This window comes from Methanobrevibacter sp., assembly GCF_045646205.1.
Classification (GTDB): domain Archaea; phylum Methanobacteriota; class Methanobacteria; order Methanobacteriales; family Methanobacteriaceae; genus Methanocatella.
In genome coordinates this window covers 39,506-56,566 of the sequence record NZ_JAZRKF010000039.1, presented here as the reverse complement: position 1 = coordinate 56,566, position 17,061 = coordinate 39,506, and the positions used below count along the sequence as shown (strand labels likewise).

The 17,061-nt window shown below is 34.6% G+C and carries 12 protein-coding genes; 2 read left to right on the top strand and 10 right to left on the bottom strand.

The genetic code is table 11. The annotated features are described in order from the left end of the window. Nucleotides 1–53: 53 nt before the first annotated feature. Nucleotides 54–5,738 (bottom strand): adhesin, encoded by a 5,685-nt coding sequence (locus ACKI44_RS07785; protein WP_407423186.1) that lies wholly within the window; start codon nucleotides 5,736–5,738, stop codon nucleotides 54–56. A 364-nt stretch (nucleotides 5,739–6,102) separates the two neighbouring features. Between ACKI44_RS07785 and ACKI44_RS07780 the strand changes: the two genes are divergently transcribed. Then, nucleotides 6,103–7,287: a coenzyme F420-0:L-glutamate ligase gene (locus ACKI44_RS07780; RefSeq protein ID WP_407423184.1), complete on the top strand. Its 1,185-nt coding sequence runs from the start codon at nucleotides 6,103–6,105 to the stop codon at nucleotides 7,285–7,287. Nucleotides 7,288–7,310: 23 nt separating this feature from the next. Here ACKI44_RS07780 and ACKI44_RS07775 read toward each other — a convergent pair whose 3' ends face one another. The 8 genes from ACKI44_RS07775 to ACKI44_RS07740 all read right to left on the bottom strand — a co-directional run bounded on the left by ACKI44_RS07775 (nucleotide 7,311) and on the right by ACKI44_RS07740 (nucleotide 14,978). Next, nucleotides 7,311–8,474 (bottom strand): MalY/PatB family protein, encoded by a 1,164-nt coding sequence (locus ACKI44_RS07775; RefSeq protein ID WP_407423182.1) that lies wholly within the window; start codon nucleotides 8,472–8,474, stop codon nucleotides 7,311–7,313. Continuing rightward, the gene (locus tag ACKI44_RS07770) at nucleotides 8,461–8,976 is read right to left on the bottom strand and encodes a nitroreductase family protein (RefSeq protein ID WP_407423180.1); all 516 of its coding nucleotides are present in this window, start codon (nucleotides 8,974–8,976) and stop codon (nucleotides 8,461–8,463) included. The genes ACKI44_RS07775 and ACKI44_RS07770 overlap by 14 nt, the downstream gene beginning before the upstream one ends. Before the next feature lie 210 nt (nucleotides 8,977–9,186). Then, nucleotides 9,187–9,822 carry a flavodoxin family protein gene (locus ACKI44_RS07765; protein WP_303736815.1) on the bottom strand — a complete coding sequence of 212 codons (636 nt, stop codon included), beginning with the start codon at nucleotides 9,820–9,822 and terminating at the stop codon, nucleotides 9,187–9,189. A gap of 80 nt (nucleotides 9,823–9,902) precedes the next feature. Continuing rightward, nucleotides 9,903–10,277 carry a hypothetical protein gene (locus ACKI44_RS07760; protein WP_407423178.1) on the bottom strand — a complete coding sequence of 125 codons (375 nt, stop codon included), beginning with the start codon at nucleotides 10,275–10,277 and terminating at the stop codon, nucleotides 9,903–9,905. Between the two features lie 97 nt (nucleotides 10,278–10,374). Then, nucleotides 10,375–11,652, bottom strand: coding sequence for a serine--tRNA ligase (gene serS, locus ACKI44_RS07755; RefSeq protein ID WP_407423176.1), 1,278 nt, complete (start codon nucleotides 11,650–11,652; stop codon nucleotides 10,375–10,377). Between the two features lie 58 nt (nucleotides 11,653–11,710). After that, nucleotides 11,711–12,058 carry a hypothetical protein gene (locus ACKI44_RS07750; RefSeq protein ID WP_407423174.1) on the bottom strand — a complete coding sequence of 116 codons (348 nt, stop codon included), beginning with the start codon at nucleotides 12,056–12,058 and terminating at the stop codon, nucleotides 11,711–11,713. 72 nt (nucleotides 12,059–12,130) lie between these two features. Beyond that, nucleotides 12,131–12,481 (bottom strand): arsenate reductase family protein, encoded by a 351-nt coding sequence (locus tag ACKI44_RS07745; RefSeq protein WP_407423172.1) that lies wholly within the window; start codon nucleotides 12,479–12,481, stop codon nucleotides 12,131–12,133. 55 nt (nucleotides 12,482–12,536) lie between these two features. After that, entirely contained in the window at nucleotides 12,537–14,978 is a 2,442-nt protein-coding gene (locus tag ACKI44_RS07740) for a hypothetical protein (protein ID WP_407423170.1), read from the bottom strand. 67 nt (nucleotides 14,979–15,045) lie between these two features. Between ACKI44_RS07740 and ACKI44_RS07735 the strand changes: the two genes are divergently transcribed. Next, nucleotides 15,046–16,116, top strand: a complete 1,071-nt coding sequence (locus ACKI44_RS07735; protein ID WP_407423168.1) for an NADH-dependent flavin oxidoreductase — start codon at nucleotides 15,046–15,048, stop codon at nucleotides 16,114–16,116. Here the strand turns inward: ACKI44_RS07735 and ACKI44_RS07730 are convergent, their stop codons facing one another. Beyond that, nucleotides 16,117–17,058 carry a methionine synthase gene (locus tag ACKI44_RS07730; protein WP_407423166.1) on the bottom strand — a complete coding sequence of 314 codons (942 nt, stop codon included), beginning with the start codon at nucleotides 17,056–17,058 and terminating at the stop codon, nucleotides 16,117–16,119. It abuts the gene before it with no gap. Between the last annotated feature and the right edge of the window lie 3 nt (nucleotides 17,059–17,061).

Sequence of the window (17,061 nt, the reverse complement as noted above, 5' to 3'; positions counted from 1 at the left end):
TTTGTTAAAGATGTATATAAAAATTATTAAAAAAAAGAAGATAAGAGAAATGTTTAATATTCTTCATCTCTCTTGCGTTTATAACCAAATATTAACAATAAAAACATTGCGATAACGGCAATTAAACTCATTATAATTGTCTTATTATCATCAATTTTTTTATCTACAGATTTTTCTTCAAGTTCGTATGATTTTCCTCCATCACTGGAGCTTGAAGCCTGCTGAGATTCACCGCTGGAAGATTCACCTGCAGATGAAGAAGCAGCTGACATCGCATTAGCCACTAAACCGTAAGTGTCTAAAGATTCATCGAACTGTGAACTGTTTACTCTGCTTACACTGTTGCCTTCAGCACTTCCATTTTGGGTATTGACATTAGCGTTTTCACCATCATAGGAAGGAATATCCTGATATATGAACTCCGGATTTCCGGTATTCGCATTAGGAATTACAGGAACAGGAATATTAATGCCCCTTGCAACTGCATCATCGATGATGTTTCCTATTGGATTTAAAGCGCCAGGTCCATCATATTGTCCTCCTTCACCATAACCCATATTGGATCCAGGTTTATTGGAATTGCCGGACGGACCAATGACATTACCACCATATCCTGCAGAATTACCACCATTTCCACCGATACTGGTACCGGTTGATGAATGAGTATTTGTACTGGTAGGAATGACACTTCCAGGAACGTTGTCTCCATCATCAGGATTTACTGGAGCTGGCGGATTATCATTATCCTCTTTTTGAACAATCCATGTTACATATTCACTTAATCTGGAGCCCATTCTGATATTAGGGAAATTATAAACAGAATTGTCTGCATTGGCAGGACGTCCGTTTAATTGGGTCGGACCCCAATAGTTGTATCTCATATCAGCCAGGACTCTTGAACTGTCAGAAGTGATATATGAAGAGGATATAGTGCTTGATTCGGGAGCAAAATTATCATATATGTTGGAGTAATGTATTGTAATGTTTGCCTGGCCAACGCGCATAGCTCCGCCTGCAATCAATGCCATATTGTTAGTTATGGTTGAATTATATATGTTGAGATTGTTTTGAACATGACCATAATAGAAATATGAATCATATGTCAAAGCCCCACCATATCTTGCGGAATTATTGCTGATGACCGTTCTTGTAATGAGGAAATTGTTTGAAATGAATAAAGCTCCTGCAGAGCTTCCTGCACGATTTCCAATGAAATTACATAAATCAATTAATGCATCTCCGGACTGTGCATAAACTGCACCGGCATCACTTGCAGCCTGATTGTCTCTAAACTCAGAGTTATAAAGCCTAAATTTATTGAATGCACCATAAATAGCTCCACCATCATAATTATTGTTATAACTGTAGGTATCAACCAAATCATTATTCTTATAGATTTTAGTGTTATTTGCACGGTTATTGATAAATGAAGAATTCGTTATTGTCAAATCAACATCTGATTTTGAACGGACAGATGCAGAAACATATTTGGCAGCTATTGCACCACCCTTATAAGCGGAATTCCTGTTAAATACTGAATTATCAATAATCAGATCCGTTCTATTACTGTAGATTGCCCCTCCTTCACCAACAGGAAGACTGCATCTGGAAGTATATGAATAGGTAACTCCGGTAACAGACCATGAAGAGACAGCTTTTCTAACCATACAGTAATTGAATGTTACAATTGCGGAGTTGTCATAGAATAATGTATTGTTTACAGTCATTAATGAATCTGAATCTGTATAAATTGCTCCTCCGTGAACACCATGATTTGCATAGAAAACTGAAGAGTTTATTGAAGTTTTACCATAATCAGCTATTGCTCCACCGATATGTGCTAAATTTCCATAAATAAATGAATTGTCTATTACCAGATTGCCGTAATTTAAAATGGCACCGCCTTTACCGTCATCTCTACAGTCAATTGTATAAGCTTCGTTTTCACTTACATTATTGTCGAAAATCGGATTTGAATTGTCGTAGTATGATGAGGAATTGCATAATGTTGAATTCCTGATTATCAGAGCTCCGTTATTTATAAACAATGCTCCTCCGTCAACATTATGGGCGTTTGTGAATGTAATGCCATTAACGGTTAAAATACCTTTTTTGGATATGGAGAATAACTGATTTAAATCAGCATCGATTATAACTCCATCTTCAAGGCTGGACAATGTGATATTCTTATTGATATTCAAATCATGCTCAAAGTAAATTCCTTTTGATATATAGATTATTGCATGGTTCAATGCATGTTCTAAAGCATGGGAAATGCTTGCAAAAGGATTTGACTGACTTCCATCACCATAGACATCACTTCCGTTTATGGATACATAGATATTGGATGGAGAGTTATCAGCAACAGTATCGTATTTTGAATAAACCGCATCATTTGAACGTCTGGTACCGTTTCCACTAATCAGATAATTATCTGTGACCCTGTTTGAAATGTTTCTGTCTGAGATTATCATAACGGCATAATCGTCAGCATTTAATGAAGTGGAAAATATTTTATTGTCCCAGACACAGTTATTTGATGATTCATCAGTTAAATATACACCGGACTGATTTGTAAGTGGAGATTTACCATTAATTCTAAACTCATTACTCATTATCATATTATTGCTTGAATTTAATCCGTAATATCCGAATATTGAAGAAGCATTTCCAGCAAGAATATTGTTCTCAACAAGTGAATCACATGAATTTAGGGAATAGATAAAAATCACGTCATCACAGATGCCTGTGAAATTATTGTTTGAAATAAAGACATCATGTGAATTAACGGCAGATATTACCTTTGATGAGCCATTTATATTAAATAAATTATTGTTCAATGTAATCAGTTCAGTATTTTCCAGTCTGATTACATCACTGTCGCTGTTAAAGGTATTGTCCACGAGATAATTATCATGTCCTCCATCAATGCAAATTACAGTATCATTGAAAACACTGTTTGAAATTGATACTTCTGAAACATTGTTTAAACGGACTGTAGAGTTTTTAAGCAAAATATCTGTAATATTTAAAGACGAATTAATGATTAACTCAATAGTATTTGCCAAATTCGCTTTATAACCTGAAATATTAACAGGAATATTAACGATTAGCTTCTGATTAGCTGACAAATTAAGCAATATGGTATCATTGGCCTTGACAATAGAGGAATCCAATAGCGGTTTGAAGTAAATATCGTAATTGATATCGCTTATAACATGAACATTAGTTTCCAAATCTATGAGGGACTCGTTACCGTCAATTTTAATAGGATTGGTAGCGTTTGAATATATTGTGTTATTTATAACAGAAACGTTTTCACAATCTGAAATAAAGACTGCCCCATCACCATCACCGATAACATCAAATACATAATCCATTGAAATGTTTTTACCGAAAATATTCAATTCATTATTAATTATTGAAATGTTATTGGAAAGATAAGCCGCTACACCATAGCTTCCTCCACTATTGGAGAAAAGATAATTCTTTTCTATATCCATTGAATCGGACATGTGCAATTCGATTAGATAAGCCATCTTATCCGCATGAATTATAATTTCATTGTCTGAAATGTTCCATCCGTAAAGCCTGCCGATAACGTTAACTGCTGCAATTCCATATCCGCAGTCCTTGGAAATGATATTGATCTTATTTCCAATCACTTCACTTTCAACAATGGCATCGGAAAATATTGCTTCACCCATTTTTGAAGTAATCATTATAATGGTATTGTCATTAATCTTGAAGTTTCTGGAAAACTCTTTATTATACTCATATGAATCCGGATTATATGATGAAACACTTATTCCGTAGGCATAATCTAGTTTGGAGTTGACATAAATGTTATTTCCTGAAATGATATTGTCATCACCAACACCGCAAACAAAGATAGCTGAATCAGAGCCAGTTTTCTTATTCAGTATTAATGTGATATTGTTTTTAGCCACGTTTATATCATTCACATTATCTAAAACAATCGCATTTTTGTTATAATTCATGAAGTTGAAATCCCTGATTAAAGATCCGGTTGAATCCTCTTCAAAGGTTATTGTAACATTGAATAACAAATTGTTTTGCTTATTGCTAATTACATTAATCTTTTCATTAAAGAATATATCCTTATTTGAAATGAAAGTAAAAAAGATTGATTTAGTGCGGTTTTCCTTAAACGTGTAGTTCAAATAACCGTTTTCATCGAAATAATCATAGAAATTATCATCATTAATGACCAGGGCCGTCGCATCATAAATGACACCGTTAATCATGTTATCTGAATCGTCATCTGCAACAGCATCGGTTATTTCCTTGTAGATACCTACACTGGCATTAGTTTCAATGACATTGGATGTGATTGTAGTATAATAAACCAATCCCTTAAGATATATTCCGTAGCTGTCACTGGTAATCTTGTTGTTGGATATTGTATTGTTATAATATCTGTTCAAACCGGATGTGGTTATGGAGATACCTCTGGCGTTAGTAACGATAATATTCCTGTCAATGGTATTTTCATTACCTAAAAAGGTGACTGCATCATCATAACTTGATCTGGCTTTATTGTCATGAACATTTGAATAGTTACCGACAAGGGCAATGGCATGACCATAACTTCCTATATTAATAATATTATTATAGACATTAAGTTTGCTGCCCACAATTAAACCGTTTTCAAGATCTTCAAATGAAATAACGTTTCCTGATACAACACCTGTTGAATCTCCCTTACCATAAACGGAAAGACCGGTTTTTTGGCTTTTACCGTGAATGCTATTGTCGCAGACAGAAATGTTAGCACCATTAACGGCAATACCTATTGCACTGCCATCGACGTCATTACCATAGACCTGAGCATTATCCCCTATCAGATTAATACCGTATGAGCCTTTATAGATAGTATTGTTTGCAATAATCGTGTTTTCATGATTTGCATAAACTGCCTGGATAATAATGGACATAGGCAATGTTGAAAAACCAATCAGCTCATTATAGGTTATTGTACATCCTTCACATAATGCAGATTCAAGACGACCTGCAAATGCAAAAGGTGAGAAATAAATCAGGTTAGTAACGGAAAAATCTGAATAGCTTAACACTTCAACCTTATTTCTTGAAATAAAGTTCCTGTGACTGTTTCCCATGATAATATTAGATGAAACATAAGTTTTCATATCATTATAAACAATAATATTATCGCTTGAAGAATGCATTGGAATGGCGTAAACGCCTCCTGAATTTGCAATTCTGATTATGTTATGGGAAATTGTGTTATTTGAAGTATCAGATAACCATATACCATGCAGATTACCTACCTCTTTAGAATTGATTGACAATATGGCCTCAGTGTTATTGATTGTAAGACCTGTCACCACTGAACCGTCACTGCCCTTAACCAAATGAATAAACCCGTTTCGAATTTGATCAGATGAGCTGTTAGGCATTAATGTTAACTGACGGTCTATAACAAAACCTCTGTCAGTTATATTGGCAATCTTTAATATATCTCCTGAATTAATATTTGCATCCCGTCTGATTTCACCAGTGTATTTATTAAAATAATTATCATATGAATCCTGATTAATCTCTATTGTTTTTCCAGATATGTTATCCCCGAGTAATTCATCAATAACTATTGAATCATCTAAACTGTTAGCAATGCATGCTTCATCTGTCTGATTTGCTGCAAAAGCCGCATTAAATGATAAACTTAATAAACAAATTAATATTAATGAAATCAAAATATCCTGTTTTCTTATTTTTTCACCTCCCTTTAAACCAATTTAAATAAAACCATAGCATCAATATAAAAAATATATTACTATAAGTGTACTCTATATATAAAATAATATTTAAATATTTACAAATAAAATTTAAATAGAATGATTTATTTGGACTTTTTTTGTTATAATTCAGCAATTATATCTACCAAAATATAATCAAAAATTAATTCAAGCCAATCAGCATGAATCTAATTTTCCCCAGATGCAGATGTTGGGTATTTTCGAACAACTGAAATTAATCTTAAGATATAAATAAGTTAAATTATATAGATTATTTGGGTTATTAAAATTTAATCCGACTTACTGCTTAGGAGTAAAAAAAATGAGATGTGTTGGTACTGTAGTACGTGGTATAAGGACACCTATTATTAAAGAAAATGATGATTTAGCTACAATTGTTGTAGATTCAGTTATGGCTGCAAAAGAAAGCGAAGGATTTGAATTCAGGGACAAAGATATTGTTGCAATTACCGAAGCGGTCGTAGGAATTTCAGAAGGAAATTACGTAACCGTTGATGATGTTGCCCAAGACGTTCAAAACAAGTTTCCATCCAAAAACATAGGAGTTGTAAATCCTATTTTAAGTAGAAACAGATTTTCAATCATCCTAAAAGGAATTGCAAGAGGAATGGACAAAATAACATTATTAACATCTTTCCCTGCAGACGAAGTAGGAAACGGTATTTTAGACGAAGAAGTATTAGACAAAAGCGAATTCCATTTAGGAAGCGTCATTTCCGAAGACGAATACAAAGAAACTTTCGGATCATGGATTCACCCATTCACAGGAATAAACATGATCGATTTCTACAGAGAACTAATCGAAAGCGAAGACTGTGAAGTCGAATTCGTATTCTCCAACGACATAAAAACAATTCTCGATTACAACAAAGACATTTTAACCTGTGACATACACACAAGAGAAAAAACCGTAAAATTACTCAAAGACCTTGGAGCAAACGTATACGGATTACACCAAATCCTAACCGAACCAATTGGAGATTCAGGATCCAATCCAGATTACGGATTACTAGGATCCAACAAAGCAACAGAAGAAAAATTAAAATTATTCCCAAAAACAGGAGACAAATTAGTCAGAGAAGTTCAAAAAAGATTAATCGACCTAACCGGCAAACAAATCGAAGTAATGGTTTACGGAGACGGAGCATTCAAAGACCCTGTTGGAAAAATCTGGGAACTAGCAGACCCTGTTGTATCACCAGCACATACTGACGGATTAATAGGAACTCCAAACGAAATCAAATTAAAATACGTTTCAGATAACAAATTCGCCGATTTAAAAGGCGATGAATTAAAAGAAGCCATCAAAGAAGAAATCAGAACCAAAGATAAAGACTTAACTGGACAAATGATTACCGAAGGAACCACCCCAAGAGTATTAACCGATTTAATCGGTTCATTATGTGACTTGACCAGCGGTTCCGGAGATAAAGGAACTCCAGTTATATTCATCCAAGGATATTTCGATAATTTAGCAAATGACTAAATTACGAAACCCCTTTTCTTTTTTTAAAATTGTTTAATATTGTTTAAACTGATTATTCCGCCTTTTAACCTTCGAAGACCATCAATCAACAATTCTTCAGGACATGCTATATTCATCCTTAGGAAGTTGTCTCCACATTCTCCAAAGTCTATTCCGGCAGATAAGAAGAGTCCCTGGTTGGACCTTAAGAATTCAGACAATATTTTTGATTTAAAACCGATTGCTGAGCAGTCAAGCCACAACAGATATGTTGCATCACATTCAACAAGTTTTATGACAGGAAGTTCCTCAGCTAAAAACTCCTTAACGGTTTGCTTATTTTTGTATAAAACACCTTTAAGTTCATCCAGCCATTCTCCGGATTCATTATAAGCGGCAATAACGGCAGATGCTGCAAATACATTGCATGAATCGGAACTGTCAATATGCATTTGGGTTTTAACTTTTTCCAGAAGTTCATTGTTTGTTGTGTGAACAACAGAGCTTTGAAAACCAGCAATATTAAATGATTTGGATGGAGAAAGACATCTTATCACATTGTCACCAGCATCAAATGGGTTGTATTTGACTCCGGGATCTGTCAAATCACAGTGGATTTCATCAGCTATCAAAATGACGTCATGCTTTCGGCACAGCTCAGAAATTCTTGATAAATCATCTCTAGACCAGATTTTACCGATAGGATTGTGAGGATTGCAAAGTATCATCATCTTAACTCTTGAGAGCTTTTCATCCAGGTCATCAAAATCTATTCTGTACTTGCCGTCTTCATAAATCAGCTCATTTTCAAGGACTTTACGGTTGTTGTCCTCTATTACATAGTAGAATACATGATAAACTGGTGATTGAATTAATATCTCATCATTTTCATCAGTCAGACATCTTATCATTGATGAAATTGAGGGCATTACACCAGTGGAATATGCCATATCCTCTCTTGACATTTCAAGACCATAATTTGAATCCCACCAGTTAATGTATGCTTCAAATAGCTCGTCTGGAACTATAGTATATCCATAGATTGGATGTTCTGCTCTTTTTTGAATTGCATTTTGGATTTGCGGTGCTACCTTGAAATCCATATCCGCTACCCACATCGGGACATCATCATCAAAGAGATCCCATTTAAGGCAGTTTGTCCCGTTTCTATCAATAACACTTTCAAAATCGTATTCAGTATTTTTCATAATGGATTCTTCCCTCATCGAATTTATCCATGAACTTGTTTTCCCAGCCTTCAGCAGGATAACCTAGAGTTATTACACAGAATGGTTTCTGATTTTCATTATCCAATTCAAACAAATCAGCAACTTTCTCCATTGTTTCTTCAGTTGGAGCCACACCATTCCAAAGACCTCCCAATCCAAGGTTAACTGCTTCAAGGAGCATGTTTTCAGCTGCAGCTGCCATGTCCTGTTGCCAGTGGAGTTTGTAAAATGCCCTTTCAATGTTTGCAACAAGCAATATTGCAACAGGTGCAGTTTTTACACGAGGCTTGATTTCAGCAAGTTTTTCCAATGTTTCCTTGTTTTTAATGACAACGAATTCCCATGGCTCAGCTCCCAATCTGGAACCTGGTGCCTGCATTCCAGCTTTCAGAATCTTTAAAATATCTTCATCACTAACATCCTTATCCTGATATTCACGGATACTTCTTCTTGTTTTAATAATTTCTTCAAAATCTGTCATATTAATTAATAGTTTGTCAAAATATTTAAATTTTAAATAATATAAGTGATTATAATTTGAATTAAAATATAAAATATTTTATAAAAAAGAAAAAAGAAGAACTGATTTTAATTTATAGAGAAAAACCAGCGAAATCATCTAAAGAATAATTTACATGCATTTTAGAAGGAATTAATTACCCACCACTCAAATCATTTTCTGCCCAGATCTTTAAATTTTACTTAGTTCAGCACCGATTTTAAAGGCGTTTTCAATATCTTTTGGATATTGTAAAATAAGCTGTTTTTCCTTCAGTTCCTGTGAAAAACCTGCCATATTATATTTTGAATAATCATGAACCTGAAGAGTATCACAAACAGGATATGATTTGACTTCCCCATTTAAAAATGAAAAGAGATATTCAACCGTTGAAAGGCTTGCCTCCATAGACTGCTTATAGTAATCAAATGGTGCATTCATGGTGTAGAAAATTCCTACATTGACTTTTCCAGTATAATAGCTTGATCCGTCATCATAAGACATTACACAAAAGATTAACCTTTCAATTAATGCCCTGAATTCACTTGTAGGCTCTCCAAAGTAAATCGGTGTACCTATAAGCAGAGTATCTGCTTCAAGGATTTTTTCAATTAATGGTGAAAGTTCATCGTTCCAGTAGCATTTTCCCTTAGGCTTATCTTTTAATTTACAGACCAGACAGCTTCTGCATCCCTTAAAAACCAAATCATATAAATTAACGTATTCTGTTTCAGCACCAACAGATTCAGCTCCCTTTAAAGCGGACTCCATTACCTCAGCAGTATTCCATTTCTTACGAGGACTTGCATTAATAACAATAGTTTTCATAAGATTTATTCTATATATTCTGATTAAAAAATTATTTGGATTTCGGCGACTCTGAATTTAGATAATATTCTCAATTAACCTTAATGCAGATTCTCTATACGAAAACTTTGTGCATTTACAAACTGACCATTTATAGAAACCGTTTCAGGACCAATCTTATCATTCACGAAATATCCATCAACAGTTACAGTTTGTCCTTCCAATCCTTTAAGTTTAGCAGTACTGACAATCACATAAGCATTACCCACCTGAATAACACCGGAATCACCACCCGCATTATAAATACTGTCATAAGGACCAAGATATGTTCCGGAAAATTGAACATGTTCATTAGCGGTAGGAAGCATACAATAACTTGCATCAACAGTTTTTGGAGGTAAAACATACACCAAACCAATGCATAACACTACAATAATTATCAATAATCCAATAATTATTTTTAAATTCATTTCCATTATATTAACTCCCCTTTATACAAATCTGTGGAATTTAAAATTTATAATTAAATAAAAATAGTTGTAGTGTGTAAAAACACACTTAAAATTTGATAATTTATTTTTTAGCTTCAATGACAGTTTTTCCATTCATGTAAGGGACTAACACTTCAGGAACTTTTACACTGCCGTCAGGCTGTTGATAGTTTTCCAAAATACAGCACATTGTCCTTTCAGTTGCAATAGCTGTACTGTTTAAGGTGTGCAGGGTTTGAGCGTCTCCGGAACCTGCTCTTCCATAACGGGTTTTGGTTTTTCTTGCCTGATAATCCTTACAGTTGGTACATGAAACCAGTTCCCTGAATGCTCCGGAACCTGGGAACCATGCTTCAAGATCATATTTAATAGCTGCATTATCGTTTAAAGCAGAAGATACAATAGCTATGACCTGATATGGGAGGCCTAATTTCTGATAGATTCTTTCGGTTACTTCCATCAGGTGATCATGCTGATTTCTTGAATCTTCAGGAGCGGAATAGATGAACTGTTCAATCTTTTCAAATTGGTGAACTCTGAATATTCCTAAAGTATCTTTTCCGTGTGAACCTGCTTCTTTTCTAAAACAAGTTGATAGTGCACAGTATCTTAACGGCAAATCATCAGGTGAGATGATTTCGTTTCTGTGAAGTGCTGCCAATGTCTGTTCAGCGGTTGCGATAAGGTACATGTCCTCATTTTCCACTTTGTATAGAGTTTCGTAGAATTCACCGAGTTCAGAGGTTTCAGCTGCAACTTCTCCTTTTACAAAGAATGGAGTTTGCATTGGAATGTAGCCTTCAGCTTCAAGCTCTGAAAGCGCAAATTGAATTAACGCCAAGTTTAAATGTAGGATGTCTCTTTTCAGGTAGTAGAAACGTGCACCTGCAATGCTTGCTGCAGTTTCCAAATCAGCACCGTCAATTTTATTAATTAAATCTACGTGGTTTAACAATTCGAAATCATATTCCGGGATTTCACCATAGGTTCTAACCACTACGTTATCGTCTTCTGTATCTGAAATCGGCACATCTTCATCTATGATGTTTCCGACTTTATATCTGTAATCATCCCTGAGTTTAAGATATTCTTCGTTTTTAGCACTCAATTCCTTAATCTCTGCTGCTACTTCTTTTGAACGGTTGATAACTTCTTCCAAATTACCTTCTTCTTTAGCTTTTTTGAATGATTTGGATAATTTATTTTTTTCAGATCTTAAAGAATTTAATTTTCTTTCACCTTCTCTCCATAAGGTGTCATATTCTATTACTTTTTCAACGTTTTCAGTGCTTCTAAATCTTTTCTTCTCAGAGTCAATGATAATTTCCGGACTTTCTCTGAATAATTTTATATCTAACACTTTTTGTCCCCATCAATTTTTTATCACTATATAATTATGAATCTTCTGTTTTTTAAAGTTAATCCTTAACTTCCTTGTTTATTAACATTCTTCTCATTTTTGTATTGTCCAAAATCTTCAAGTTATCGTCAATGTCATATTTCAGGTCAGCTATGAGATTAATTTCTTCGTCCCATCCTTCCCTTTCACGGGTTCTGATTTTTTCCCAGCGTTCATAATCCTCATCGACCGGAATGCCGTTGTTTTTAATGTTATCCAGTGCATTGAAAAATTTGAACTGGATATTTCCTCTTATTTCCATTAGCTTATCGTACTGTTCAAGCAAATCGTCAAGCTGATAAGACATTAATTTGAACTTTTCACATTCAAGTTCCAGTTTTACCATATCCAAATCATCGTTAGTCATGTTAATTAATTTAGATTTAAAATATAAAAAAGTTATCCTGGCTAAAAAAATAATAAGTGATGGTGAGTGGATTTAAAGAAGTTTTTCTTCCCATTCCTTAACTCTAAAACCGGTTAAAACAAAGTCATCCCCAACAATTACAGGCCTTTTTACAAGCATGCCGTCAGTTGAAAGCAGTTTTAACTGTTCGTCTTCTGACATGCCCGGACGTTTATCCTTCAGTTTTAGCTCACGGTATTTCATTCCGCTGGTGTTAAAGAATTTGTTTAAGGTCAAATCACTTTTTTCATACCATTCCTTCAGTTCATCATATGTGGGATTTTCATCAATGATATGTCTTTCTTCGAATTCTATATTGTTTTCTTCAAGCCATTTTTTGGCTTTTCTGCATGTTGAACATTTAGGATATTGAACGAATAACATGATTATTAATTTGATTTTTCATCTAAAAATATTTAGTGCTTAATTGATAACATAATTAACTTATGGTAATCCAATTTGCAACGTTTAAAGAATTGTAAGATGAGGTAATGATGTATTTGCCGGACATCAGATTTATATTCAATCGGGCTACACCATTTAAATCTGTTGTTCTTGTGTAAAAAACACCATTAACATTGAATGTAACATTCTGACCTGCATAGGGATTGCCTTCACCATCCAGAACTTTAGCTTCAAATTTAGATCCATCCCTATAGTGCATATTCAAGTCATTTGTTTCTAAAACGGACAATACCTTAATTTTATTTGATGTCATCAAGCCTTTATATTGGGCAGTAATGATATAATCCCCAGGACCTAAATTAATATTGAGTTTGGCAATTCCTGATGCATTGCTTTGACGATTATAGAATACGCCATTAATGTTGAACGTGACGCTTTCGCCTGCACCGACAGGCTTTCCGTCGTCTCCCAGAAGCCTGACAGAATACTGGGAAGCGTTTCTATAATATTTGGTCAAATCATTGTTCATGTCCATATTGGATAAGACTGTAACAGTATTGGAATAAAGCTCTCCTGAAGAAGGATTTCTGGCAGTAATGATATAAGTTTCAGGATTGAGATTTATATTCAGTTTGGCTCTACCTTCATCATTGGTTTTTCTTGTATAGAAGACTCCGTTAATGTTAAATTCAACATCACTGTTTTTTAAGATATTTCCATTGGAGTCTAAGAAAGTGGCATAGTACTGTGTTGCATTCCTGAATGTTTTGGTGATATTTTTTCCTGAAACTGTTGATTTAACAGTCACTGTGGCATTTACCTCTTCATCGTCATAATCAACAAATACTGTATAGACCCCACTGTTTAAATTGATTGCAATGCTTGACTGGCCTTTATCATTTGTTAGCCTATCATATCTCTGCCCGTTAATGACAATACCTAATGCCTGATTAGCTAAAGGAACATCATTTTTATCAGTTAAGGTTACAACAAATCTTTCAGGACCATTATAGTATTTTGTTAAGTCAGGAGCCGTAATCTTAACGTTTGAGGGTCCTATGATGAAACTTACGGCATTGGCGCTGGTCCGGTTATAGAGATTATCGCCTGAGTATAGTGTTTTGACGGTGTATGTTCCATTTTCCAAATCATTTAATGTTAGACTGGCCATTCCATCATTAACTGTTGAGGTGTAATTTTTACCACCAACATCATATATTATGCTTCCCGTTGCAGATGCAGGATTTATTATTGTGGTTAAAATCACGTTTCGACCGTTTTTCTTATAGCCGGTTTTAACATCAGGGATGAATTTTTCGTCCACATCACCCACATTCAATATTCCTTCAATGACTGTGCAGTCCTTTGAAATTGATTCACTCAAGATTCCTGAAAGTCTGTAAATTCCATTTTTTAAATTGACCGCATAGGTGTATCCTGAACTTTCATCAAGATATAATGTAGGCTTATCCACAAGTTTATTTGTTTTGTCATAGACTTCTAGAGTTATGGTATTGTAGACATCTGCAGGATATGAATCCAGTTTAATCCTGTTTTTATTGTCATCATAGACATTTCCAACCAATACAGTATCTCCGGAATTGACAGTCTGATTTAAGAATTCAAGATAAATCGGAGAAGCTATTGGAGTATCTCCACGATAGGAAATGTCCCACAGATAAGAAGAGGCCATTATATTATTTCTTAGGTATAGTGATCCGTCACGTCCGTCCCAATCATCAAAGTATTCAATGAAATTCGTATTGCCTCTGCTTGATGTGAAATTGGAATTGATGATATTAATCTCATTATTTGCACAAATGGCTGAAGCGTATTCATTAGCCATATTATCTATAAAAATACAGCTGTCAACAGTAGTGTTTGACTCATAAAGAGATGTTAATGCACCTGAAGCCCAATTGGCACTGTTTTCTATAAATTTATCATTATATAAGTAGGCTTTTGAACTTTCCAAAAATATTGCACCATCATTTTCAGCACTGTTTTTAGTAAAAATTGAATTGATAATGTCAATGGAGGTAAATGAATATATTGCTCCACCGGCAAATGAAGCATGGTTATTTGTAAATTCACAGCCGTCAATTTTTAAAGGATGTTCACTGTAAATCGCTCCACCCCAACCATCAGCGTTTCCATTAAGGAATTTTATATTATTTAAAACAACATTATCCGCATCGATTTTAAAGATTCTTGATGCGTGTGATGCATCAATGCTGTGACCATTACCATAAATGCTTATCTGCTTATTGATACTTATTTCACCGCTTCCAACATAATCTGTGGTTAAAAAGATGCTGTCACCATCATTGGCACCGTTAATTAAATTCAGTAACTGATTAAAGTCCTGTGAAGCCAAAATTTCCCCACCATCTTCAGTGGCATTGATATCTTCGTTTGCAGATACACAAGCAATCGAAACAAAAAACAGCAATAACAAAACAAATATTCTTTTCATTTATTCACCATAATTTAACTTATAATATAATATATGTTTTTATAGTATTTTTACTTAAATTATTACTATGAAAGATTTGTTTGACTGTTGTAAATTTGGAGAGTTTGACCTCAATAGCCGTATTGTAAGAACCGGTTTATGGGAGTCTGAAAGGGAAAAATCAGGAAATCTTACTCCTGAAATATATAATCGTTACGAAAACATTGCTGCAAGCGGCGTTGGATTGATAATAACTGAACTGATATCACTCTATCCGAGAGATGCATTTTCAAAGTATTCTCATACCCCTCATTTTAAGCGTTTTGTTCGTGAAATGAAAGATTTGACTGACCTGGTCCATCTTTATGATGTTCCAATTTTTGCACAACTCGGTTTTGTACAGTTCAACAAGCATGCTGAGCATAACGTGCCTATTGATGAGGTGTCCATTGATGACATTAGAAAAATACAGGCAGATTTTATCAAGACCTGTCAAAAAATCGACTATGCAGGCTTTGATGGGGTTCAGATTGCATTGGGCAATTACTATTTCCTCACCCGATTCATCAGCCCATACTTCAACAAAAGGAATGATAAATACGGGGGAAGCACACTTAACCGTTTGAGAATCGTATTGGAAATGATTAAGGTAATTAAAGAAACCACAAATTTACATATCAACTGCAGATTAAACGCATTTGACATTCAGGCCGGCGGAATGACAATAGACGATACCGTTGAAATAGCCAAACTTCTTGAAAAATTCGGCGCTGACAGTCTTCAAATAACAAGACCACGCTCACCACAGTACTTTTCAAAGGAACACAAGGACAGGACAAATCCCGAAATCCATTCAATGAATGTGGAAGAAATACACTTATTGACAAAAGAATCTGAAAAGATTATAGATAACGTCAATATTCCTGTAATTATGGGTGGTGGAGTCAACAGCAAGTCTCAGATAAATGAAATCCTTAAAAAAAGCAAAATAGATTTTATTTCAATGCAAAGACCATTCGTATACGATCCTAGCTTCCTGGTTGAATGGCAAATGGAAGATGAAGGCATTAATGAATGTAAAATGTGCAATAACTGCTACTGGAAAAAAACAAGTACCTGCTTTATCAACAGACCCCCAACATGGAATGTTGAAAAATAGCTAGTATGAATCTTTAATGTCATTCATTAATTTTAATTTTTTAAAGGCAACGTCCATTGGTGCTCTTCTAAGCCCGCAGTCAGGATCAAGCAGGATATTGTCCTTGCCGATAATATCCACTCCTTTTGAAATCAGTTCCTGAGTAACATCTTTTGAGTCAACCTCATTTTTAGCTGAATCTATACAGCCGAATCCTATTTTTTTGCCTTCAAAGAGTTTGATATTCTTTTCCAATAAATCCAAATTGACATTGTTTCCTGCAAATTCAAAGTCAAGAATATCAACATCAAAATTGGCAATGTCTTTATATGCACCTTCAAGGGTACCGCAGACATGCATAGCCAAAGGAATAGTTAAACCGTCGTGCAATATTTCAATAGCTTCACGGGCAACTTTCATGTTTACCATACCGGTTGATAAAAATGGTTCATCGACCTGAATATAAACAGGTTTTACTTTCTTTTCAATAGCATCAACTTCCTTTTTTAGGCTGTGTGCCAAGTCAATAATGGCATCATCCTTGTTTTTATAAAAGGAAGTGATTCTTGATGAATGGATAATAGTGGACGGACCGGTGATAATTCCCTTGATTCCTTTTCCTTCAGGAATATTTCCATTGTAATACTCTTTGATTAATTTTTTAGCATAAAGCAAATCTTTTACAGAGATTTCACCAGTAGGATTTCTGATTTTAGAAACAATATAAGTATTTCCATCCTCGATTTTAAATCCAGGAATGAATTTTGAAAAACTTGAAACCATATCTCCCCTTACCTGACCATCGGATATGATATCAACGCCGGCATCAAGCTGGGAAAATACAGCCTGTTTAATTGACTCCTTAAATGGGTCATATGCTCCAACAGATTTGAGCAATTTATCTTTAAAGCCAGTTGCCTCTTTCAATTCAACAGGGTAACTGCCTACAACTGTGGAACGCATAAA

Coding starts and splice junctions, on each gene's coding strand:
- ACKI44_RS07740 (WP_407423170.1), bottom strand. CDS start 14,978: ATGAAAAGAATATTTGTTTTGTTATTGCTGTTTTTTGTTTCGATTGCT.
- ACKI44_RS07750 (WP_407423174.1), bottom strand. CDS start 12,058: ATGACTAACGATGATTTGGATATGGTAAAACTGGAACTTGAATGTGAA.
- ACKI44_RS07780 (WP_407423184.1), top strand. CDS start 6,103: ATGAGATGTGTTGGTACTGTAGTACGTGGTATAAGGACACCTATTATT.
- ACKI44_RS07730 (WP_407423166.1), bottom strand. CDS start 17,058: ATGCGTTCCACAGTTGTAGGCAGTTACCCTGTTGAATTGAAAGAGGCA.
- ACKI44_RS07770 (WP_407423180.1), bottom strand. CDS start 8,976: ATGACAGATTTTGAAGAAATTATTAAAACAAGAAGAAGTATCCGTGAA.
- ACKI44_RS07775 (WP_407423182.1), bottom strand. CDS start 8,474: ATGAAAAATACTGAATACGATTTTGAAAGTGTTATTGATAGAAACGGG.
- ACKI44_RS07765 (WP_303736815.1), bottom strand. CDS start 9,822: ATGAAAACTATTGTTATTAATGCAAGTCCTCGTAAGAAATGGAATACT.
- ACKI44_RS07760 (WP_407423178.1), bottom strand. CDS start 10,277: ATGGAAATGAATTTAAAAATAATTATTGGATTATTGATAATTATTGTA.
- ACKI44_RS07735 (WP_407423168.1), top strand. CDS start 15,046: ATGAAAGATTTGTTTGACTGTTGTAAATTTGGAGAGTTTGACCTCAAT.
- ACKI44_RS07745 (WP_407423172.1), bottom strand. CDS start 12,481: ATGTTATTCGTTCAATATCCTAAATGTTCAACATGCAGAAAAGCCAAA.